Source organism: Glaciihabitans sp. INWT7 (genome assembly GCF_014217685.1).
Lineage (GTDB): Bacteria > Actinomycetota > Actinomycetes > Actinomycetales > Microbacteriaceae > Lacisediminihabitans.
The window spans coordinates 2790135-2810280 of sequence record NZ_CP043653.1; the positions used below are offsets into that span (position 1 = coordinate 2790135).

General features: G+C 67.0%; 22 protein-coding genes and 1 tRNA gene. 13 read left to right on the top strand and 10 right to left on the bottom strand.

Going from position 1 to position 20146, the window contains the following annotated elements:
* Window positions 1–15: 15 nt before the first annotated feature.
* The 3 genes from F1C58_RS13425 to F1C58_RS13435 all read right to left on the bottom strand — a co-directional run bounded on the left by F1C58_RS13425 (window position 16) and on the right by F1C58_RS13435 (window position 1844).
* Window positions 16–330, bottom strand: coding sequence for a DUF3263 domain-containing protein (locus F1C58_RS13425; protein ID WP_185201572.1), 315 nt, complete (start codon window positions 328–330; stop codon window positions 16–18).
* Window positions 331–422: 92 nt separating this feature from the next.
* The gene (locus F1C58_RS13430) at window positions 423–1385 is read right to left on the bottom strand and encodes a DUF2332 domain-containing protein (protein ID WP_185201573.1); all 963 of its coding nucleotides are present in this window, start codon (window positions 1383–1385) and stop codon (window positions 423–425) included.
* Entirely contained in the window at window positions 1386–1844 is a 459-nt protein-coding gene (locus F1C58_RS13435) for a GNAT family N-acetyltransferase (protein WP_255461116.1), read from the bottom strand. It abuts the gene before it with no gap.
* A gap of 70 nt (window positions 1845–1914) precedes the next feature.
* On the opposite strand from F1C58_RS13435, the gene msrB reads away from it, so the two are divergent.
* Together msrB and F1C58_RS13445 are read left to right on the top strand one after the other, a co-directional pair.
* Window positions 1915–2337: a peptide-methionine (R)-S-oxide reductase MsrB gene (msrB, locus tag F1C58_RS13440; RefSeq protein ID WP_185201574.1), complete on the top strand. Its 423-nt coding sequence runs from the start codon at window positions 1915–1917 to the stop codon at window positions 2335–2337.
* A gap of 7 nt (window positions 2338–2344) precedes the next feature.
* Window positions 2345–2890: a nitroreductase family protein gene (locus tag F1C58_RS13445; protein ID WP_185201575.1), complete on the top strand. Its 546-nt coding sequence runs from the start codon at window positions 2345–2347 to the stop codon at window positions 2888–2890.
* Here F1C58_RS13445 and F1C58_RS13450 read toward each other — a convergent pair.
* The gene (locus F1C58_RS13450) at window positions 2877–3851 is read right to left on the bottom strand and encodes a DMT family transporter (protein ID WP_185201576.1); all 975 of its coding nucleotides are present in this window, start codon (window positions 3849–3851) and stop codon (window positions 2877–2879) included. The two genes, F1C58_RS13445 and F1C58_RS13450, sit on opposite strands and share 14 nt — an antisense overlap.
* A 64-nt stretch (window positions 3852–3915) precedes the next feature.
* Here F1C58_RS13450 and F1C58_RS13455 point away from each other — a divergent pair.
* Window positions 3916–3992, top strand: a tRNA-Thr gene (locus F1C58_RS13455).
* Between the two features lie 69 nt (window positions 3993–4061).
* On the opposite strand, the gene F1C58_RS13460 is transcribed toward F1C58_RS13455, so the two are convergent.
* Complete coding sequence (locus tag F1C58_RS13460; RefSeq protein WP_185201577.1) at window positions 4062–4400, bottom strand: YciI family protein; 339 nt, start codon at window positions 4398–4400, stop codon at window positions 4062–4064.
* Between the two features lie 95 nt (window positions 4401–4495).
* On the opposite strand from F1C58_RS13460, the gene F1C58_RS13465 reads away from it, so the two are divergent.
* From F1C58_RS13465 to F1C58_RS13485, 5 genes are all read left to right on the top strand, one after another.
* Window positions 4496–5212, top strand: a complete 717-nt coding sequence (locus tag F1C58_RS13465) for a hypothetical protein (protein ID WP_185201578.1) — start codon at window positions 4496–4498, stop codon at window positions 5210–5212.
* 105 nt (window positions 5213–5317) lie between these two features.
* On the top strand, window positions 5318–5800 hold the full coding sequence (locus F1C58_RS13470; protein ID WP_185201579.1) for a histidine kinase: 483 nt from the start codon (window positions 5318–5320) through the stop codon (window positions 5798–5800).
* An 88-nt stretch (window positions 5801–5888) separates the two neighbouring features.
* Window positions 5889–6734, top strand: a complete 846-nt coding sequence (locus F1C58_RS13475; protein WP_185201580.1) for a DUF4097 family beta strand repeat-containing protein — start codon at window positions 5889–5891, stop codon at window positions 6732–6734.
* 31 nt (window positions 6735–6765) lie between these two features.
* On the top strand, window positions 6766–7701 hold the full coding sequence (locus F1C58_RS13480) for an ATP-binding cassette domain-containing protein (RefSeq protein ID WP_185201581.1): 936 nt from the start codon (window positions 6766–6768) through the stop codon (window positions 7699–7701).
* Window positions 7698–8510, top strand: a complete 813-nt coding sequence (locus tag F1C58_RS13485; RefSeq protein ID WP_185201582.1) for an ABC transporter permease — start codon at window positions 7698–7700, stop codon at window positions 8508–8510. The genes F1C58_RS13480 and F1C58_RS13485 overlap by 4 nt, the downstream gene beginning before the upstream one ends.
* Before the next feature lie 6 nt (window positions 8511–8516).
* Here F1C58_RS13485 and F1C58_RS13490 read toward each other — a convergent pair whose 3' ends face one another.
* The 4 genes from F1C58_RS13490 to F1C58_RS13505 form a co-directional block, all read right to left on the bottom strand.
* Window positions 8517–8954 (bottom strand): BLUF domain-containing protein, encoded by a 438-nt coding sequence (locus F1C58_RS13490; RefSeq protein ID WP_185201583.1) that lies wholly within the window; start codon window positions 8952–8954, stop codon window positions 8517–8519.
* A gap of 109 nt (window positions 8955–9063) precedes the next feature.
* A complete protein-coding gene (locus F1C58_RS13495) occupies window positions 9064–9858 on the bottom strand; it encodes a ferritin-like domain-containing protein (protein ID WP_185201584.1) in 795 nt (264 codons plus the stop codon).
* Between the two features lie 25 nt (window positions 9859–9883).
* The gene (locus F1C58_RS13500) at window positions 9884–12208 is read right to left on the bottom strand and encodes an SDR family oxidoreductase (protein ID WP_370543662.1); all 2325 of its coding nucleotides are present in this window, start codon (window positions 12206–12208) and stop codon (window positions 9884–9886) included.
* Window positions 12205–13071, bottom strand: a complete 867-nt coding sequence (locus F1C58_RS13505; protein WP_185201585.1) for a hypothetical protein — start codon at window positions 13069–13071, stop codon at window positions 12205–12207. Before F1C58_RS13505 ends, F1C58_RS13500 begins: the two co-directional genes overlap by 4 nt.
* Window positions 13072–13145: 74 nt before the next feature.
* Here F1C58_RS13505 and F1C58_RS13510 point away from each other — a divergent pair, with 74 nt between their 5' ends.
* The 3 genes from F1C58_RS13510 (at window position 13146) to F1C58_RS13520 (ending at window position 16402) form a co-directional block, all read left to right on the top strand.
* Window positions 13146–13925, top strand: coding sequence for an SDR family oxidoreductase (locus F1C58_RS13510; protein ID WP_185201586.1), 780 nt, complete (start codon window positions 13146–13148; stop codon window positions 13923–13925).
* A gap of 89 nt (window positions 13926–14014) precedes the next feature.
* Entirely contained in the window at window positions 14015–14674 is a 660-nt protein-coding gene (locus F1C58_RS13515; protein ID WP_255461117.1) for a 1-acyl-sn-glycerol-3-phosphate acyltransferase, read from the top strand.
* Between the two features lie 33 nt (window positions 14675–14707).
* Window positions 14708–16402: an FAD-binding oxidoreductase gene (locus F1C58_RS13520; protein WP_219731978.1), complete on the top strand. Its 1695-nt coding sequence runs from the start codon at window positions 14708–14710 to the stop codon at window positions 16400–16402.
* Window positions 16403–16515: 113 nt separating this feature from the next.
* On the opposite strand, the gene F1C58_RS13525 is transcribed toward F1C58_RS13520, so the two are convergent.
* The gene (locus tag F1C58_RS13525) at window positions 16516–17439 is read right to left on the bottom strand and encodes a thioredoxin domain-containing protein (RefSeq protein WP_185201588.1); all 924 of its coding nucleotides are present in this window, start codon (window positions 17437–17439) and stop codon (window positions 16516–16518) included.
* A 240-nt stretch (window positions 17440–17679) separates the two neighbouring features.
* Between F1C58_RS13525 and F1C58_RS13530 the strand changes: the two genes are divergently transcribed.
* Window positions 17680–18774, top strand: a complete 1095-nt coding sequence (locus F1C58_RS13530; protein ID WP_185201589.1) for an ABC transporter ATP-binding protein — start codon at window positions 17680–17682, stop codon at window positions 18772–18774.
* A gap of 87 nt (window positions 18775–18861) precedes the next feature.
* Window positions 18862–20139: a DUF4032 domain-containing protein gene (locus F1C58_RS13535; protein ID WP_185201590.1), complete on the top strand. Its 1278-nt coding sequence runs from the start codon at window positions 18862–18864 to the stop codon at window positions 20137–20139.
* Window positions 20140–20146 lie beyond the last annotated feature (7 nt).

The window sequence follows — 20146 nt, forward strand, 5'->3', positions numbered from 1 at the left end:
TTTTCGTCGATTCGGTTACAGGGGCGTGGAGTCGGCGGTGCCGAGTACACGGGCGGATCGCGCGTCGGTGCGGGCATCCCGCAGTCGCTGCAGCCGTCGCACCAGGAGAGGATCGAAGAGGATGGCTTCCGGCAGGTCGAGCGCCGCGTTCAGCAATTGATAGTACCGGGCCGCCGGAAGGTTGAACTCCGCTCGGATTGCGGCCTCCTTCGCCCCGGCGTGCGACCACCACTGGCGTTCGAACACCAGAATGCTCTGTTCGCGAGCGGGAAGAGCCGCGATCTCCGGGGTCGCCGAGGGCAGGTCAGACCGCTCAGATGAGGCTGGCACAGGTTCTCCCTCCGCTCTGCGGCAATACTAGGGCGGCCTTGCTGTGTGCAACCGGAGGCACCGCCCGCGCCGCGAAGATCGGTCGAAACGGCCTACGGAGTGGCGATCCAGTCGAGTGACTGGCCCTGCGCTCCGGTGAAGGCGAGCGGTGTCTCGTCGAGGGCGAGCACGAAGCGACCCTCGGATCCGCCGTCGTCAGGCAGCGCCGCGCGCACGATGGGCAGGCCGCGCAGCCCTTCGAGCGAGATCCAACGGGCATCTAGGGCTCGCACCACATCCACTAATCGCATGCGCTCGGCGAAGGGCAGGTAGACGAGCACGGCACTCGTGATCACGACGAGGGTCGCGTCGTGCGGGGCCTGGGCTGCGAGAGTCGCCAGCTCTGAGGCGTCCCCCCGCACCACTCGCGGCGGGTCCGCTGCGGCGATGCGGATGGCGGCGCGCAACCGTGCGCGGCGCTCGTGCTGCTCCGGCCAGACCAGCGTCTCGAGCCAGCGCATGTCGTCGGCATTCCCCACAGCGAGCGGACGGAGGTCGATGCCCGCGCGCCAGACGACATCCGGCACTTCAGTGGGGCGGGGCACGCCGCCCGTCGTCGCGCATTCGAGCTGCACGGAGCTCGGCCCGGCGGGTGGATCGATCGGCGTGCCGCCGTCGTAGGAGTAGCTGTACCGGTCGGGGAAGAGGCAGAGCCCCGCGCTCGCCCCGACTTCGAGCAGGGCGAGGGGTCCGGGGATGAGAGCAAGGGCAGGCAGGAGCGACGCGCACCGCCGCGCCTCATTGGTCTGGGTGCTGCGGGCCAGGGCCTCGGCCACGACCTCCGACCAGTGCTGCAGAAGCCACCCGCGCAGGCTCTGGTAGTCGGCCTCCGGTGCCCCGAGCAGGCGCGCGCAGGCGAAGATGAGATTGGGTTGCCGCTTCTGCAGGGGCAACTCGTCGATGAGAGCGATCAGCGTCGGGTCATCCGCCACACCGAGCGCCCACTCCTCGTAGATGGCCGACTGGCCCCGCGCCTCGAGTTCGCCGAAACCCCGGTACCAGGTGGCGGTGTCCATTCAGCGCCCTGCGCGGTACATCGAGATATGAGGGATGCCGGCCTCGATGTACTGCTCGCCGAAGCTCTCGAAACCGAACTTGGCATAGAGCGGGGCGATGTACTCCTGAGCGTGCAGAAGCATGGACTCGTGACCGTGCTGCTCCATCACCCGGGCCACGAGCAGCTGCGCCAGGCCCTCGCCGCGACGATCCGCGCGCACGACGACTCGCCCGACGATGTGGCGGGCGTCGAGATAGGTCGCTTCGGCGTCGACGAGCACGCGCAGGTAGGCGGCCGCGCCCGAAGCATCCGCAATCCAGAGGTGCTCGGTGGTCGCCTCCTGGTCGCGATTATCGAGTTCTTCCTCATCGATGCGCTGCTCGACGAAGAAGACGTCGGTGCGAAGCTTGAGTACGGAGTACAGCTCCTCCAGTGTGAGTTGACTCCACGATTTCTGGACGATGGAACATTCGGGCATGCTGCCGAGTTTAATGAGACGTGCACTGAGTTTTATCGGATGCGCACTGAGGCACCGGAAGGAACCGACCATGAGCAAGAACACCGACAACACGCAGTACCCCGTCGCCAAGAGCGATTCGGAATGGCGCGCAGAACTCGACCCCACCCGATTCTCGATCCTGCGTGAGGCGGCTACGGAGCGCCCCTGGTCGGGAGCGCTGCTCGACGAGAAGCGCGCCGGGGTCTACACCTGTGGCGCCTGTCACGCCGAGCTCTTCGCCAGCAACACCAAGTTCGACTCCGGATCGGGATGGCCCAGCTTCTACGAGTCGGTCAACCCCGACGCCGTGATCCTCAAGACCGACAAGAGCCTGTTCATGACCCGCACCGAGGTGCTGTGCGCCAACTGCGGTTCGCACCTCGGGCATCTCTTCGATGACGCCTACCAGACGCCCACCGGCGACCGGTACTGCATGAACTCGCTGTCCCTCGAGTTCACGGAAGAGGGCTAGAGCCCCGATGTCGCTACTGGATGCCGTCAGCCGCCGCCGCTCACAACCGAAGGTCACCGCTGACGCACCCAGTCACGCCGAACTGCTGCCCCTCGTGGCGGCGGCGTCCTCCGTCGCCGACCACGCGGCGCTGCGGCCCTGGCGCCTCATCGAACTCCGCGACGCTGCGCGCGAGCGGCTCGGCGAGGCGTTCGTCGAGGCGAGTGGGCTCGAGGGAGCGGACGCCGCGAAGCTCGCAGCCAAGCCACTGCGGGCATCACTGCTGATCGCCGTAGTGGAGGCAGTGCAGCCCAGCCACAAGGTGGCGGACTGGGAGCAGGAGGCGGTGGCAGCCGGCGTCGCCCACACGCTCAGCCTGTTGCTGGATGACGCGGGCTGGGGCGTGATGTGGCGCACCGGGCACCTCACCCGCTCGCTTCCCGTGCGCGTGATGCACCACCTGGCCGACAACGAACAGCTGCTCGGCTGGCTCTATGTGGGAGGGCGCGAGCACGGCGAGAAAGCCGGCGAACGCAAGCCGTTCCCCGCCGAGGAGTACCTCAGCGCACTCTGAGCGGTGCCGTTCCCAGTGATCGGGACGGGATAGCGGCGATCGCGACGGCCACCAGGGTGAGCAGCGTGCCGACGACGGTGGAGGTCACTACCGCCCGGCCCGCGACCGGCACGACCAGATCGAGCACGAGCGACATCACGAGCTGTCCGGCGACCGAACCGAGACCGAGAAGCAGCACTCCGGTGACCCGCACCACGACCACGGCTCCGCCGATGAAGATCGTGCCGATGAGACCCCCGAGGTAGAGCACGGGAGTGGTCGGCATCCGCTCGGGGAGGCCCACGATCGCTTCGTGGATCAGGCAGGCCACGAGCAGCACGGTGGCACCGACCAGGAAGTTCATGAAGGTGGCGGTGAGGGCGGATCCGGCGACGCGTCGCACCTGGCCGTTGACCGCCTGCTGAAGGCCCACCGCCAGTCCCGCGGCGAAGGGCAGCAGCAGCATCCAGGCCGGGATGTCGCCGCCGAAGCCGGCCGAGACCGCAACGCCGACCGCGATCAGAGCGAGCGCGGAGCCGAGAAGCCGGGTGACGGTGATCGCCGCCGGGGGCGTGTGCCCGATGCCGTTGCGGTCGATCGCGAGTCCGCTGATGGTCTGGCCGCAGACGACGGCCACGGTGAACAGTGCGACACCGAGCACCGCGCCGGTGATGCCTTGCGAGAGCACGAACAGGGCGCCGCCCGCTCCCCCGCACAGGTACCACCACGGTGTTGTGCCCTCGCGTACGGAGGCGAACGCCTTCGAGAGCCCTTGCCGCCCAGGAGCCCACGCCGCCAGTGCGACGAGGAGGATGACGAGCCCGGAGCCGAAAGAGATGACAGCGGCGAGGTAGCCGTCGGAGAGCGCCCGTCCCAACTCCCCGTTGACCCGTGACTGGGTCGCGGTGAGCACGCCGACCAGCACTGCGCCCGCGACTCCGATGGCGACCGCCGATCGGGAGTGCGCGGGTTCGGTCGTCATTGGTCCAAGGTTATCGGCAGCGGCGCCCCACCCTGCGCACGCCAAGTAATATGAATACCCGTTCGCCCCCTTAGCTCAGTTGGCCAGAGCACCGCTCTTGTAAAGCGGGGGTCGTCGGTTCGAATCCGACAGGGGGCTCCACCACCCGTCGTCCACCGCCGTCTGCGGCTCGAGTCGAGACCGGCTTACCGGGCCCTGTGCGTGCCAGAGCTAGCTGGCCGGGTCGTACATGAACTCTCGGAGTTCCTGAGCACACCGGCAGGCGACCGCGATCTTCCTCGACCACTCCACGGCATCGTCGCGCGTCGGCAATTCCAAGACGGTGAACCCGCCCTTGAGTCGACTGCCCGGATAGATCTCGGGAGCGACCGACCCATCGGCAGACACCAACACCGGATCGACCTGTTCGTCGATCCCTCCCCCGAACACGTAGACACCAGCCGCTTTGGCCTCCTCGATCACGGCATGGGAGTCGGCGACGACGAACGGAAACTCCTCCTCGGTGAGCACCATGGCTTCGCTCGGGAAGGAGATCAGGTACTTGGTCATCCCGACATTGTGCTCCGCTCGAGTGCCGGGCATCAAGGGAGGCGAGTGCATCAGCGGTCTGGCGCTCTGTGGATCCCTCGGATACGGTTCGAGGTATGAGCAATGTTCGGCTGAGCGTCGTGGCGGCGAGCGTCATGGTGACCCTCGCTCTCTCGGGTTGCGCCTCGGTCGGCGCCGGGGCTCACCTGCCGAAAGCGGCGTCCTCCTCCACACCGGCGACTGATCGTTTCACCGCGCCCGATCTCGGTGCGAAACCGGCCCCGGCCGCTCCACTGACGGATGCCGAAGCGGAGACCGCCCATCTCGCGGAAGCGGACCGGGAGTGGGCGGACCTGGTCGCGGTGCATCCCTCGGCCGTGCGCCCCGCGGTCGCCCTGATCGCCTACGACACCGGCACTCCCCTGTTCGCCGCTTCGGTACAGTGCATGACGCAGGCTGGGTACCACGCGGCACTCGCCCCCGAGGGCAACGGATGGGAGTCCAGCGGTCCCACCGTCGAAAGTGGGGACGTTCCCGAGGATGACGCGACGGCCTACGCGGTCGCCTCCTATGTGTGTGCCGTCCAACACTCCAGCCGGCCGGAGCCGCCCTACACGCCGGACGAACTCCGCTACGTCTACCGCTATCTCGATCAGTACCTGGTGCCGTGCTGGACCCACTACGGGTTCACGGTCCGCACCGGCGCACCCGGGCTCGATGCCTACCTCGCGTCGCACGGCGCCTGGTACCCGCAGCGATCCGGCTCCGGTTCGATCAGCGAGACCGAGATCAACACAGCCTGCCCCGTTCGCACGCCCCTCCGCGAGCGCTGAAAGCACCCGCTCTCCGACACGGCTCACCGCAGCGGGGGACAACCGATCCCCCACTTGACACCAAAAACATTTGACATGACACCACGATAGTGTCATCCTGATGTCATGGACTTGGGACAATACGTCAGCGACCTGCAACGACAGCTGGTGGATGCCGCTGCGAACGGCGCGGGAGACACCCGCCTCGCCGCAGAGCGGCTCGCCGCCGGGCTTGATGCCGCGACCCGGCTCGTGCTGCTCGACGCCCTCTCGGCTGCGGTCGGCGAAATCACCCGGGACCTCGCACCGGGCTCGGTCGACCTGCGACTCCGCGGGCGCGAGGTCGAATTCGTGGTCACTACAGCCAGCACCGAGACCGACATCGACGAGGTGGCCGCCCTCGACATCGAGGACGCGAGCACCTCGCGCACCACCCTGCGACTGCCCGACGCCCTGAAGGCGCGGGTGGACGACGCGGCGGCCGCCGACGGCCTGTCGGTCAACACCTGGCTGGTGCGGGCTGTCGCCTCCGCCCTGCAGCCCCGACAACGACGGACCGCCCAGCGAACGCTGCGCACCGGCGACAACTTCGCCGGCTGGGCGCGATAGGCACCCGTACCCACCCCTCGCCCGAACCACCCACCTGCCCCCACCCGCGGGGCCTCTCGAGTACGCCTCCCGGAAGGACAGCGCCAGCATGCCCACTTACACGACCACCCTGCCGATCGACCTCGCCATCGACCTGCCCGTCGGCGCAGTCGACGTCATCGCAACCGACCGGGAAGACACGGTCGTGACGGTGACCGCAACGAATCCCGACCGCGCGGTGGACCGCCGGGGCGCGGAGGAGACGAGGGTCGACTTCGACGGCCAGCGACTCACCATCACGGCACCGAAACCCCGACTGAGCTGGATCGGCCCCACCGAGTCCGTCGACGTGCGGGTCGAGCTGCCCACGGGGTCTCGGCTCACCGCGGAGGTCGCGGCCGGCGGCATCCACACCGCCGGGCGCCTCGGCGCCACCCGCATCAAGAGCGGGATGGGGCCCGTCGAGCTCGCCTCCACCGGGGACCTGTGGCTGCGGGCGGGGCACGGAAACGCGACCATCGGAACCGTCGACGGCGAGCTGCAGGTCACCGCCGACCACGGCCAGATCCGAATCGGGGTCGTCAGCGGTGACGCCATCCTCAAGGCCTCGCACGGAACGGTCACGGTCGGCGAGTCGGGCGGAGAGCTTGAGGCGAATCTCTCCTACGGCGACCTCGACATCACCACAGCGCTCGCCTCGGTGACCGCGAAGACCGCCTACGGCAGCATCCAGCTCGGGGCCGTCTCGAGCGGGTCTATCCAGGTCGAGAGCGGTTTCGGCCAGGTGACGATCGGCGTGCGCACCGGGGTGCCGGCGTGGCTCGACCTCGCCTCCAAGAACGGGCACGTGCGCAACCAGCTCGATGGTGACCGCGCCCCCGATCCCTCCGAAGAGACCGTCGCCGTGCGAGCCCGCACGCAGTGGGGCGACATCACCATCACCCGGGCGCCCTGAAAACCGGGAAGACGAAGAGAGTGAGAACGGCATGACCAGCTCAGCGATCGACATTCGCGCCCTGCGCAAGTCCTACGGCGCCAAGGCCGTGCTCGACGGTATCGACCTGAGGGTCGCCGCCGGTACCGTCACCGCGCTACTCGGCGCGAACGGTGCGGGCAAGACGACGACCGTGCACATCCTCTCCACGCTCGTGCGGCCGGACAGCGGCGCAGCGGCGGTGAACGGATGCGACGTGGTCCGCGATCCCGACGGTGTGCGTGCGGCGATCGGGCTCACGGGCCAGTTCTCCGCAGTGGACAAGCTGCTCACCGGCGAGGAGAACCTGTTGCTGATGGCCCGGCTTCGCCACCTCGGCGCGAAGGCCTCGAAGGCACGGGTGTCAGACCTGCTCGAGCAGTTCGACCTCGTCGAGTCCGCCCGAAAGCCTCTCGCCAACTACTCCGGCGGAATGCAGCGTCGCCTCGACCTCGCGATGACCCTCGTGGCGACGCCGAGTGTCATCTTCCTCGACGAGCCCACCACCGGTCTCGACCCGCGCAGCCGCCACACCAGGTGGGACATCGTGCGCGGCCTCGTCGTGGAGGGCACGACGGTGCTGCTCACCACCCAGCACCTCGAGGAGGCAGACGAACTCGCTCACCGCATCGCCGTGCTCGACGGCGGTCGAATCGTCGCCGAGGGCACGCCGGAGGAGCTCAAGCGGCTGGTGCCGGGGGGACACATCCGCCTGCGGTTCGCAGAGCTCGCCTCCCTCGATGCGGCGTCACGGCTCCTCGACAGTTCCGTCCGCGACGATGCCGGGCTCGCCCTGACCGTGCTGAGCGGCGGCGGCGTCGGCACGCTCCGCACCCTGCTCGACCGCCTCGAGGCGGCGGGTGTCTCTCCGGACGACCTCAGCATCCACAGCCCAGACCTCGATGACGTGTTCTTCGCCCTCACCGGCACGAAAGGAACGGAGCAATGACCACCATCACCCTCGGACGACAGTCCCATGTCCTCGCCGACTCGATCACGATGCTGCGCCGCAACCTTCTGCACATCGTCCGTTACCCCGGCCTGTCGATGTTCACCATCCTCGGCCCCGTGGTGATCCTGCTGCTCACTGTGTTCGTCTTCGGTGGCACTCTGGGGGCGGGCCTGCCCGGCGTGGACCCGGCCGGCGGTCGGGACGCCTACCTCGCCTACGTGATGCCGGGCATCCTGCTGATCACGATTGCGGGCACCGCGAACGGTGCGGCCATCACGGTGGCGATGGACATGACCGAGGGAATTACCGCGAGGTTCCGCACGATGGCGATCTCGCGCTCGGCGGTGCTCGCCGGTCACGTGATCGGCAACACCATCCAGGCGATCCTCGCTGTCGCCCTCGTGCTCGGCGTCGGAGTCGCCGTCGGATTCCGCCCGACGGCGGCACCCCTCGAGTGGCTCGCCGCTGCACTCGTCGTGGTGCTGATCGCCTTCGCCGTCAGCTGGATCGGCGTCGCCATGGGGATGCAGTCCAAGACCGTGGAGACGGCGAGCAACCTGCCCCTCATCCTCACGGTGCTCCCGCTGCTCGGCAGCGGTTTCGTCCCGACCTCGTCGATGCCGTCATGGCTGCAGTGGTTCGCTCAGTACCAGCCGTTCACGCCGTTCATCGAGACGCTTCGCGGGCTTCTGCTCACCACTGCGTCGACCGAGAACCTGACTCTCGCGATCGGGTGGAGCATCGCGATCGCGGCCGCCGGGGCCATCTGGTCGATGGTGATCTACGAGCGCAGGTCGGTGCGCTGAGACCCGTCAGGATGCCTGGCCCACCGGAAGCGAGTTGTCACGGAACCAGTCGAGCAATCTGCGCGCCCGCGCAGCGGCCTCGGACGCCGGCATCGGGCTCGACTGCTGATGGAAGAAATCGTCGTAACCCGGGATGGCCCGCGACGAGCTGTCGGTGAGGGCACGGAAGCCCATCCGCCAACTCGGATAACGACGTTCCGCGATGACCTCCACACTGAGCAACTGCACGCCATGGTGCCGGGGATCGACGGAGATGACGGCGTAGCACGCACGGATCGCGTCATCCGGCCCTTCGAGCACCTGCATGAACTGACTGTTGCTGTAGAGCAGAATGCCGGTGATCCCCTGATGCGCGTTGTTCTCGCGGATCTTCGTGAGCAGCTGTGCGAGTTCCTCGTCGGTGTAGGCGCGAGTCGCGGAACTCAGGTAGGCGATCGAGATCATGGGCTCCCCTTTCCTGAACCATGCTCGCCTGCACGGGCGACGACGCACAGACCCCAGAAAGGGTGCAGCGCAGAAAAGGGGCAGCGCCGGAGCGGTCAGGCCGCGGGAATCAGGCGGCGACGCCGAGCTTGTCCAGCGAGTCCTCGACGATCGTGAGGCCCTCCATGCCGGGCAGCCCGGAGATGGCGGCGTCGATCTTGCGCGCACCCTTGCGGCCCTCGGCTCCGCCCATGAGGTGGCCCATCACGTGCTGCACCTCTGTGCGCTCCATGATGCTGGAGCCGACGGGCGCCCAGAAGTTCTTGAGCGCGAAGCGGGCGAGCACCTGAGCCTTGCGGCTCTTGGCGAGGCGATCACGAGCCTGTGAGGTGTAGAAGGCGACGTGGCGGGCCTCCTGCTTCGCGATCCGCTTCAGCAGCTCGGCGAGCACCGGGTCTTCCTCCAGGTCGGCCATGCGGTTGTAGGCGGTAATGGCCGACCACTCGTTCGCCGCACCCCAGGCCATGTGCACGGCCACGAAGTCAGTGCCCACCAGCTTTCCGGCGATGGACTGCTTGATGGGGTCCAGCTTGTCCTTCCACCCGAGCTTCAGGCGGTCGGCCTTGATCTCGTCGAAATCGACGACGATCCCGTGGATGCCGAGAACCGTCGCCAGCGCTTCGCCGTGCCAGAACTCCTCGCGGTTCCACATCGTCATGAATGCGCTCATGTCCGCCTCCTTGTGGGAGGGGGTGGTGAGAAGGTCGCGGGTGTAGCAGACAGTGTGATATTCCACATCCGCCATATAACGGAGGGTGCGAAGCGAGCCAGCCGGAAGAGGATGCTCGCGAAAGCGCTCGAGGTCGAGATCGTCCCAATTCACGTTGACCGAGGTCGCGGTGTACTTGTCTACATCGAATGCCATGTGCTGTGGGGAGAGACCGTGACGGCTACTCTCCCGCTCCTTTCGGGCTTACCGGATCCGTGGGGTGGGATCCGCGCTTCCAGTTGTGGATGCTCCACCTTCTTCGTTGTGCTTCGCGTGACAGATTGGTGTCGGGGTTGACCGCACTGGGGTTTCCCAGCAGTTCGAGCCAGACCAGGTCGGCATGACTGTCACCGTAGCCGTAGCTCTGCGAGAGGTCGAATCCGTTGGTCTCGGCGTAACGCAGCAGCCAGGCGGCTCTAGCCTCGTCCACCAGGGGCGGTTGGGCGAGATAGCCGGTGAGCACGCCGTCGCGCTCGTGCATGGATCCCGCGATCACCTCGTCGAAGAGATCGGCGAGGGGGGCCACGAGAGTGCCGATCGATCCCGTGACGAGCACGGTGCGATGGCCGGCGGCCCGGTGTTCCTTGATGCGCGCGATCGCGGCGGGCATGGTGTGCCGCAGCAGGGTCTCGCGGTAGCCACCGGAGACGACACTTTCGAGCCGCGCCACCGGCATGCCGCTGTAGCGCCGGAGGAACACCCGGATGAACTCCCCGCGGTCCCGGCGTTCGGCGCTCAGGTAGCCCGGCAGCGAGCCGAGCAGGCTGGCCACTTCACCCGGCCAGGCGGCCTTGCGGAAGCCCGCCGAGCGCACCCAGAGGTACTGCTCGACGATGTTCGAGTCGACGACGGTGCCCTCAAGGTCGAAGACTGCCACGACATCGGTGCGTGCTGGCAGCGCCTTCTGCACCTTCTCCGAGGCGGCCGGCCGCACGGCGAAAGCCCGGGTGAGGGTCGTGATGGCGGGGAAATGCACGCGTTGGAGGTAGTCCTCCCAGTCGATCGTCGTCACGTCGAAGCCGGTGTCGTCCCCGGGAGTGAGCGCCAGGGATTCCCCGAGCTCGCGCAGCTTTCGGTCGTCGAAGATGATCTCCGTCTGCACATAGGCGCGATAGAGCTCGGCGAAGTTGCGCAGCGATTCGAGATCGTTGCGACGGGTCGTCACCTTGGCGATCTGGGCGCGGGTGCGGGCCGTGGACGGGAACCTCTCGAGCAGCTGCTCGCGCCGGTCGTTCCACCGCTCCTGGTTGCGCAGGGCACGCTCCACCTTGCGGTCACCGGGAAAACTCCAGGTGGGCACCCGCACCTGACCCTCGCTCGCGTGCGGCATCGGATTGGCCGTGAAGAACTCGTTCATGTTCTGCAACATGCGGTGGATCGGCAGCGGATTGCTCGCCCCGGAGCTCACGTGCACGTACTGGGCGACCGGTGCCGGGCGCGCGGCGATCGCCAGGATGGCGTTGACGACGAAGTCCACGGGAATCACATCGAGCACGCTGTCGGGCAGACCGGGGAACTCGGGCAGCAGGCCGCGGCCGTAGGCGAGAATCAGAGGGTCCGCCACCTTGAAGCCGTCGATCCAGCCGGGGAACGGATGCTGAAGCGCGCTCTCGATGATCGCGGGGCGCACGACGGACAGCCGGTGACCGGCATCCCCCCACATCTCCTCTGCGGCCCGTTCGGCGAAGGCCTTGGTGAGCGTGTAGACGTCGGTCCAGCCCAGGCTCTCGGCGCGGGTGCGGCCGTAGTCGACGAGGCGAGAGCGCACCCACTCGACGCGGGCAGCTTCCGCAGCCTTCGCCACCGCCTGCGGACCCTCCTTGCCGTGCTCGGCCCGGCCCTCCCCGAGGAAGCGACGGAGGGTCTCCGGCTGGCGCGAGGCCATCTCGACACGGACGCGAGCGTCGCGCGCGGCCTCGAACTCGCTGCGCCAGTCCACGCTGTGGGCTAGTCGCGCCTCCGGCACGATCCCCTTGCGGATGCCGCCCACGTACGCCGTCGACACGTGCACGACGTGCGGGTCCGCTCCGCTCTCGAGCAGCGCGGTATAGAGCGTCACCGCTCCGCCCAGGTTCGTCTCGAAGGCCTGGTCGATGGGCGGATCGAACGACACCGATGAAGCGCTGTGGATGACGACATCCAGGTCTGCGGGGAGGGGCGGCACGGAGCCGAGATCCCCCTCGACGACGCGCAGGCGTTCACGCACGGCGCGTTCCACCTCGTCGTCTCCCACCCGCTCCCGCCACAGACGGAAGACCGGCTTGCGCAGCAGAGTGCGCAGGCGGTCGGTCGCACTCGTGCTGCCCTTCGAGCGGATCAGCAGCGAGATGGTGGTGTCCGGATGCGAGGACAGCAGGCGCTCGAGGATCGCCTGGCCGACGAACCCGGTTCCTCCGGTGAGGAAGACGTGGGACGAGCCGAGACCGGATGCGTCGACAGTCTTCTGCACGGCGACCTTTGCCGTGCGTGCGGGAGCCTTCTTCGACGGCTCTGCGGCGGCGTTCACTCGCGCAGCTTCCGGGTCACGGCATCGCCGATGCGGGAATCCATACCGGGCAGTCCGGCGACGCGGCGACCGATGTCTGCGGCACGCTCTCGACCAGAGTCGTCACCGAACACCGAAGTCTCGAAGAAGGAGCGGTCGTCACCGGCGCGGTCGATCGCGCCGAGCGGCCAGGCCTGGCGCTCGAGTGACGTCCGGGTGAGCGAGACGGCTTTCGGGTCATCCGCCAATCGACGCCGAGCCTCGTCGTCGAAGAAGGCGACGTGCCTCTCCTTGACGGCGACGATCGTCGCGATGGTGGCCGAGAGCGCTGGGCTCTGACTCGAGGCGTCAAGGCGGTCGTATGCAGCGCGGGTCACCCATTCGTCCACCAGGCCGGTGGTCACGTGTACGCCGATGATCGGCACCCCCTGGATGAGCCCGGTGATGGCCCGCCGGATGGGTCCCCGTCGTTCGACCGACTCGGTGTGCGAGCGGCGGACCGAGCCTTCGACGGCATCGTGTGACTTGGGTTGACCGTTGGCTTCGAGCACGGCGTCGAGGGCGTCGGCGATCCAGAACTTCTCGAATGCCCAGGTCACGAGAAATGCCGTGATGCGGGCATCTTTGTGCGTCGCCGTCACCAGGAGGTTGCGCAACTGCTCCATCGTGCCGCTCTCCAGGCGGGCCAGATACTGCACCGACCGGATGCTGTCTGCCGAGAGCGGGGCCGTCGTGAATTCGTCGAGGCGCAGTGTGTCGCGGTGATTGCCCTGGGCGGTGCGGGCGAAGCCGCGCACGTCGAATCGCGCGGGAGTGGGGTTCAGGGCGCGATCGCCCGAACCCGCCGGGGATTCAGTGGTGGAATCGCTGTTCGCGAATGTCATGATTTCAAGCCTTTGCTGCCATCGGAGCCCCTGTTTAGGCAACCGCTGCCCCCTGAGCAGCGTAACCTAACGGCATGGGTGTAGCTCTCGTCACTGGCGGGACGTCTGGCATTGGTGCCGCGTTCGCCCGTCTCCTCGCCGCGCGTGGCTATGATCTCGTGCTCGTCGCTCGGTCGACCGATCGGCTCGAAACGATGGCCGCGGAATTGCGGGCGACGGGGCGTACCGTCGAGTTGCTCCCGGCCGACCTGTCGGACCGGAACGCGGTCGCGCGGGTGGCCGAACGGCTGAGCGATCCAGAGCGTCCCATCGACATGCTGGTGAACAATGCCGGATTCGGCATGCATTCCTCGTCGCTCGATCCCGACGTCTCCGAATTCGACCGGGCTTTCGAGGTCATGTGCCGCGCGGTCTTCGTCCTGAGCGGCGCGGCGGCTCGGGGCATGGTCGAGCGCGGTTCCGGCAGCATCCTCAATGTCTCGAGCACTGCCGGTTTCCTCACGATGGGCGCCTACTCGTCGATCAAGGCCTGGGTCACCTCGTACACCGAGGGACTCGCGGTGGAGCTGCGCGGCAGCGGCGTCACGGTCACGGCCCTCTGCCCGGGTTGGGTTCGCACGGAGTTTCATGAGCGAGCCGGCATCCGTTCGGGCAGTATCCCAAACTTTATGTGGCTCGACGCCGAACAACTGGTGAGCGCAGCCCTGCGCGATGTGGATCGAGGCAAAGTGATTTCCATACCTACTCTTCGCTACCGAGCGCTGATCGGCTTGGCCGGGCTCGCTCCGAAGAGCGCCATCCGTTCGTTCTCCGGCGCGATCTCGTCGTCGAGGCGAAAGCCCGTAGTGCGGTGACGGTGCGGATGCCTCTCAGCTCTCGCCCCGCCGGGCCCCGTTCCGCAGCGACGCGTCTTCATGATCGCTTCAATTCTCCCTACCAGGCCGTGGCACGGTTCCTTGCCCAGCGCGCACTGCTCAAGCCGCTCATCTGGTCTCTCACCAGCGTCACTGTGATCCGCAGCGAGAAGTTGAAGGAGGTGAAGGGCGGGTTCGTGGTGATCGCGAACCACTCCAGTCATCTCGACACACCCCTGATCGTGGGATCGCTCCCCCGCCCACTGGCCCGCTACCTCGCCGCCGGTGCCGCCGCGGATTACTTCTTCAACGTCTGGTGGCGCCGCGGGCTCACCGCGCTGTTCTTCAATGCCTTTCCCGTTCGTCGAACCGGAACAGAGACATCGTCGACCAGCGCCCGCTCGCTGCTGATGCGCGGCATCCCCGTGCTGATCTTCCCGGAAGGCACCCGGTCTAAAGACGGCGAGCTCGGCCGCTTCAAGCCGGGAGCCGCGGCCCTCGCCGCCGCCTGCGATGTGCCGTGTATCCCGGTGGCCCTGATCGGGGCACACATCGCGCACCCCCGGGGCACGAACTGGCCGAGGCCCGGCCGGCTGCCGGTCGGAGTCGTCTTCGGAGACCCCCTCCGCGCCGCCGAGGGCGAATCCAAGGCAGACTTCGCCGAGCGCACCCGCCAGGAGATCGTGCGCCTGAGAGACCTGCATTCGGCCGACATCCTCGGCCGACACACACGACCCCGGCAGAAATGACCGCGGTGCCCGCAACACATAAGGAGTACAGAAGTGACCGATGTTCAGCACATGAAGTGGTGGGGCTGGGGACGGGATGGCGTCGCGTTCCATCACGATGACAAGCCAGGGTTCGCCCCATTCCTCACCTTCGCCCTCGGGCTCGAGCCGGGAGCGCCGACCGTCGCGCCGCCCACGTTCGAGGACCTCGACGTGCCGGTCAGCCGGGCGAGCGCGGACTTCATCGCCCAGCTGACAGCCATCGCCGGCGATGAGCACGTGACCACCGACGACATGAGCCGCGTGGTGCACACCTTCGGCAAGAGCATCCGGGACCTGATCCGCGTTCGCGCCGGATCCCTCGCCCGAACCCCCGACGTGGTGATCTACCCCGCCGACGAGTTCGGGGTGCAGCAGGTGGTCGACGCCGCCGTCGCGGCCGACGCCGTGATCATCCCCTTCGGTGGCGGAAGCAACATCGTCGGCAGCCTCGAGCCGCTCGCCGAGGAGACCCGCACCGTGATCTCCCTCGACCTCGGTCGCCTCAACCGCGTGATCGACATCGACGAGGGCTCCGGTCTCGCGCGCATCGAAGCCGGAGCCCAGGGCCCCGACCTCGAAGCCCAGCTCGAGAAGCGCGGCTGGACCATCGGTCACTTCCCCGACAGCTTCACCCACTCCACCGTCGGCGGATGGGTCGCCACGCGATCCTCTGGCATGCAGTCCGACAAGTACGGAGACATCGCCGATATCGCCAAGGGACTCCGCGTCGTACGCCCGGGAGGGGTTCTCGTGATCCGTGCCGTTCCGAGTGCTTCCACCGGCCCGAGCGTGCGGGAGATGATCCTCGGCAGCGAGGGACGCCTCGGCGTGATCACCGAGGTGACAGTGCAGGTGCACCGCGTCCCGGTCAAGCGGGAGATCCAGGCCTACCTCTATCCCACCTGGACCGACGGCCTCGCGGCGATGAAAGAGATCTCGGAAAGCGACGCGACTCCCTCGGTCACCCGGGTCTCCGACGGGCGCGAGACCGTGTTCTCGTTCGCGACCAGCAAGGAGAGCAAAGGGATCTCGAGCCTGGTGACCAAGGGTCTCGGCGTCTTCCTCAAGTCGAAGGGCTGGGACACCGACAAGATGTGCCTGTCGTTCATCGGCTACGAGGGCAGCGAAGAGCACGTGGCCCGCAACGAGAAGCTCGTCGGTCGCATCGTCAAGAAGCACGGCGGCATCGGGGTGGGCAAGGGACCCGGCGCCCTCTACGACCAGAAGAAGTTCGACACTCCGTACATCCGCGACTTCCTGCTCGACCTCGGCGGCTCCGCGGATGTCTCGGAGACCTCGGCCCCCTGGTCGAAGCTCCCCGGCCTGTACGACAACGTGATGGCCGCCGCCAACAAGGCCTTCGACGAGATCGGGGTCAAGGGCTGGATCATGGCCCACCTCTCGCACTCGTACCACTCCGGGGCGTGCCTGTACTTCACCTTCGCCTACCTGCCGAGCGGCGATTCGCTCGACCAGTACGACGTCGTGAAGAGTGCCATCCAGCAGGCGTTCATCGACTCGGGCGGAACCGTGTCGCACCACCACGGCGTCGGCCTCGAGCATGCTCCGTGGCTCGAGCAGGACATCTCTGCGGGGGGTGTCGCGGTGATGCAGGGTCTGTTCGACTCGGCCGACCCGACGAACACCTTCAACCCGGGCAAGATCATCACCTCGGCCCCCGTGCCGGCCGCGGCACTGCAGGACTGACTCCGGCGCAACTGATGGAGAACGAGAAAGGCCGGACCCGCGGGTCCGGCCTTTCTGGTTCGAGCTGATCTCTCCGGCGCGATCCGCTGGTGATCCGCCGGTGCGCCGCTCGGCTAGTTGCCGTCGGCGGCCGACGGCGACGGGCTCGGCGTCGCCGAGGAGTCTTCGCTGAAGCTGTCCCCGGCGGCCTTGGATACCGCGGTCGCGAAGTCCGCGGCGTTGTCGATGGCTCCGCCGTACTTCTTGCCGTTGATGATCACGGTGGGAGTGGAGGAGAGATTCTCCACATCCGTGCCGGCGAGCGGACCGGTTGTGGCCCGGGCGGTCGCGGCATTCGTCCACGACTTGAACTTCTGGTCGGAGATGCAGTTGGCGATCGAGTCCGCCTTGCCTACTTTCGCCTTCTTCGTGAGCGAGATGATCTGGTCATCCGTGAGGCCCTCGGTGTTCTCCTTGGGCTGGTTCTCGAAAAGCAGCGCGCTGAAGTCGAAGAACTGGTCGGGCGAGTAGTTCGCCACGCAAGCGGCCGCGTTCGCGGCTCGCGTGGAGTATTTCTTGCCGAGCGAAGACTGGTCGAGGATGGCGACCGGGTGCACCTCGAGAGTGGCCGCCCCGGTGGAGACCCACTTCTTGATCTGCGCCGCGTTGGTCGCTTCGAAATCACCGCAATACGGGCACTGGTAATCGATGTAGACCCGAAGGTCGATCACGTTGGCGGCGTTGGTCTTGGATGGCACGGGGCTGGCGTCCGGCTGGAGGGCGGCGGTCGGCACGGCCTTGAACCCCTGGCCGATCTTGATGCCGTCGCTGATCATGTTCGCGGGGCCGGGAGAAGGTGGCCGCACGCTGTTGACGATCACGAGACCGATGACGGCGACGATGGCGATCACCAGTACGGCGAGACTCCCTTGCAGAATCACCCGACTGCGGCGATCCTTCTTCTTCTGCTGTTCGCGGAGCGCTCGGGCCTTCTCGCGCGCAGCCTCACGCCGCTCGTTCTTGCTGAGACCTTTGTCACTCGAACCGTCGTAGGTCATCGAACCTCACTCGCTATCAATCAATGCTGTGGCCATCAGCCGCTGCAGTTTGCCGTGAGCGGAGCCCTAAGAACACTAGACACGCAGTCTGGGAAAAAGCCAAAGTGCCCGTCGTTTAAGCCTAGCGAGAGGAATTGGCCCCCTGGTGCACCCCGTTCGAGTGGCATAATGGCAGTGCATTACCATCCATTCACTACGGATCGTCCGGCACGTACCTGCCGGTGAAGGAGTTGTACAACCATGGCATCTGTCACTTTCGACAAAGCTACCCGCCTCTACCCCGGCTCGACGAAGCCCGCGGTCGACGCGCTCGACCTGCACGTCGCGGACGGTGAGTTCCTCGTGCTCGTCGGACCCTCCGGCTGCGGAAAGTCCACGTCCCTCCGCATGCTCGCCGGCCTCGAAGAGGTCAACGACGGCAACATCCTTATCGGCGACCGCAACGTCACAGACGTGCCCCCGAAGGACCGCGACATCGCGATGGTGTTCCAGAACTACGCGCTGTACCCCCACATGACCGTCGCCGAGAACATGGGCTTCGCGCTCAAGATCGCCGGCGTCAACAAAGACGAGCGTGCCACGCGCGTTCTCGAAGCCGCCAAGCTCCTCGACCTCGAGCCGTACCTCGGCCGCAAGCCGAAGGCACTCTCCGGTGGCCAGCGTCAGCGCGTCGCCATGGGCCGCGCAATCGTGCGCCAGCCCCAGGTGTTCCTCATGGACGAGCCGCTGTCGAACCTCGATGCCAAGCTTCGCGTGCAGACCCGCACCCAGATCGCATCGCTCCAGCGTCGGCTCGGCGTCACGACCGTCTACGTCACCCACGACCAGACCGAGGCGCTCACCATGGGCGACCGCATCGCCGTGCTGAAGGACGGTGTGCTGCAGCAGGTGGGAACACCCCGCGACCTGTATGCCAACCCGAAGAACGTCTTCGTGGCCGGCTTCATCGGCTCCCCGGCCATGAACCTCTTTACCGCGGAGCTCGTCGACGGCGGCCTCAAGTTCGGCACGGCAGTCGCCGCGCTCGACCGGGCCACCATGGGCAAGACCGACAACACCAAGGTCACGATCGGTGTGCGCCCGGAAGACGTGCGCGTCTCCACCACTGGCGAAGGCCTGAAGGTCGCTGTCGATCTCGTCGAGGAGCTCGGCGCCGATGGCTACCTCTACGGCCACACCGACATCGACGGAGCGCGAGTCGACCTCGTGGCCCGTGTCGACGGCCGCTCGCACCCGAACGCCGGTGAGACCGTCTTCATCCTTCCGGAGCCGGCTCACGTGCACGCGTTCGACATCGAATCGGGCGACCGCCTGAGCAAGGCAGTGGTCGACTAAGCAGTCGAATACCCTTTGGTGCGGGCGGCGATCACGATCGTCGCCCGCACTTTTTCGTCCGCACCACGATCCCGTTAGGCAACGCACATGAGCGGTTCCCTCAACATCACCTCTGCGACAGTCGATCCCGCACTCCTCGACCTGCCGTGGAACCTGCCGCTCGACACCTGGCCGGACAGCGTGATCGCCGCTCTCCCCAAGGGCATCTCGCGCCACCTCGTGCGGTTCGTGCATCTCAGCGGCTATGTGATCGCGATCAAGGAGACCTCGTCTGAGCTCGCCCGCCGGGAGTACGAGATGCTGCGTACCCTGCAGAAGCTCGATGTGCCCTGTGTCGACCCGGTCGCGGTGATCACCAATCGCACGGATGACGAGGGCAACGAGCTCGATTCCGTGCTCGTCACCCGCCATCTCAAGTTCTCACTGCCGTACCGGGCGCTGTATTCGCAGACCCTGCGCCCCGAGACCGCCACACGCACCGTCTCCGCGCTGGCGGTGCTGCTCGTGCGCCTGCACATCATCGGGTTCTTCTGGGGCGACGTGTCGCTGTCCAACACCCTCTTCCGCCGGGACGCCGGCTCCTTCGCCGCCTACCTGGTGGATGCCGAGACCGGCCAGCTCTACAACGGGCTGTCGAACGGCCAACGCGAGAACGACCTCGAGATCGCCCGGGTGAACATCGCCGGCGAACTGCTCGACCTCGCCGCGGGCGGGCGACTCGAGGAGGGACTGGATCCCGTCGAGGTGTCGAACGGCATCGTCGCGGCCTATCGCAGCCTCTGGGTCGAGCTCACCGGATCCGAATCCTTCTCCTCCTCAGAACGCTGGCGCATCAACGAGCGTGTCGAACGGCTCAACGAGCTCGGCTTCGACATCGAGGAGCTGGCCATCAAGACCGACGACACCGGCTCGCAGGTGCGCATCCAGCCCAAGGTGGTGGATGCCGGGCACCACCAGCGCCGCCTGCTGCGCCTCACCGGTCTCGACGCCCAAGAGAACCAGGCGCGCCGTCTGCTCAATGACCTCGACTCCTACACCGCCACCTTCGACAAGCAGGGTGACGACGAGGAGATGGTGGCCCACGAATGGCTGGCGAAGGTCTTCGAGCCCGTGATCCGCGCCATCCCCCGCGATCTCAAGGGCCGGCTTGAGCCGGCGGAGATGTTCCACCAGCTGCTCGAGCACCGGTGGTACCTGTCGCAGAACGAGAACCGCGACGTTCCCCTCGCCGAGGCCGTCAGTTCCTATATCGACACCGTGTTGCGCCACCGCCGGGACGAGGCGACGGTCATCGCTCCGGCGACCGGCACGATCACCCTGCCGGTGGACGTCATCGCAGAGGACGACTGGCGCTCGAAGGTCTGAGCCGCCG

What these genes read in the sequence shown, in the direction of transcription:
- F1C58_RS13485 (WP_185201582.1), top strand. Translation starts at nt 7,698, where the DNA reads ATGACCACCATCACCCTCGGACGACAGTCCCATGTCCTCGCCGACTCG.
- F1C58_RS13470 (WP_185201579.1), top strand. Translation starts at nt 5,318, where the DNA reads ATGGACTTGGGACAATACGTCAGCGACCTGCAACGACAGCTGGTGGAT.
- F1C58_RS13480 (WP_185201581.1), top strand. Translation starts at nt 6,766, where the DNA reads ATGACCAGCTCAGCGATCGACATTCGCGCCCTGCGCAAGTCCTACGGC.
- F1C58_RS13495 (WP_185201584.1), bottom strand. Translation starts at nt 9,858, where the DNA reads ATGGCATTCGATGTAGACAAGTACACCGCGACCTCGGTCAACGTGAAT.
- F1C58_RS13505 (WP_185201585.1), bottom strand. Translation starts at nt 13,071, where the DNA reads ATGACATTCGCGAACAGCGATTCCACCACTGAATCCCCGGCGGGTTCG.
- F1C58_RS13435 (WP_255461116.1), bottom strand. Translation starts at nt 1,844, where the DNA reads ATGCCCGAATGTTCCATCGTCCAGAAATCGTGGAGTCAACTCACACTG.
- F1C58_RS13535 (WP_185201590.1), top strand. Translation starts at nt 18,862, where the DNA reads ATGAGCGGTTCCCTCAACATCACCTCTGCGACAGTCGATCCCGCACTC.
- F1C58_RS13525 (WP_185201588.1), bottom strand. Translation starts at nt 17,439, where the DNA reads ATGACCTACGACGGTTCGAGTGACAAAGGTCTCAGCAAGAACGAGCGG.
- F1C58_RS13465 (WP_185201578.1), top strand. Translation starts at nt 4,496, where the DNA reads ATGAGCAATGTTCGGCTGAGCGTCGTGGCGGCGAGCGTCATGGTGACC.
- F1C58_RS13430 (WP_185201573.1), bottom strand. Translation starts at nt 1,385, where the DNA reads ATGGACACCGCCACCTGGTACCGGGGTTTCGGCGAACTCGAGGCGCGG.
- F1C58_RS13490 (WP_185201583.1), bottom strand. Translation starts at nt 8,954, where the DNA reads ATGATCTCGATCGCCTACCTGAGTTCCGCGACTCGCGCCTACACCGAC.
- F1C58_RS13450 (WP_185201576.1), bottom strand. Translation starts at nt 3,851, where the DNA reads ATGACGACCGAACCCGCGCACTCCCGATCGGCGGTCGCCATCGGAGTC.
- F1C58_RS13445 (WP_185201575.1), top strand. Translation starts at nt 2,345, where the DNA reads ATGTCGCTACTGGATGCCGTCAGCCGCCGCCGCTCACAACCGAAGGTC.
- F1C58_RS13510 (WP_185201586.1), top strand. Translation starts at nt 13,146, where the DNA reads ATGGGTGTAGCTCTCGTCACTGGCGGGACGTCTGGCATTGGTGCCGCG.
- F1C58_RS13475 (WP_185201580.1), top strand. Translation starts at nt 5,889, where the DNA reads ATGCCCACTTACACGACCACCCTGCCGATCGACCTCGCCATCGACCTG.
- F1C58_RS13460 (WP_185201577.1), bottom strand. Translation starts at nt 4,400, where the DNA reads ATGACCAAGTACCTGATCTCCTTCCCGAGCGAAGCCATGGTGCTCACC.
- msrB (WP_185201574.1), top strand. Translation starts at nt 1,915, where the DNA reads ATGAGCAAGAACACCGACAACACGCAGTACCCCGTCGCCAAGAGCGAT.
- F1C58_RS13530 (WP_185201589.1), top strand. Translation starts at nt 17,680, where the DNA reads ATGGCATCTGTCACTTTCGACAAAGCTACCCGCCTCTACCCCGGCTCG.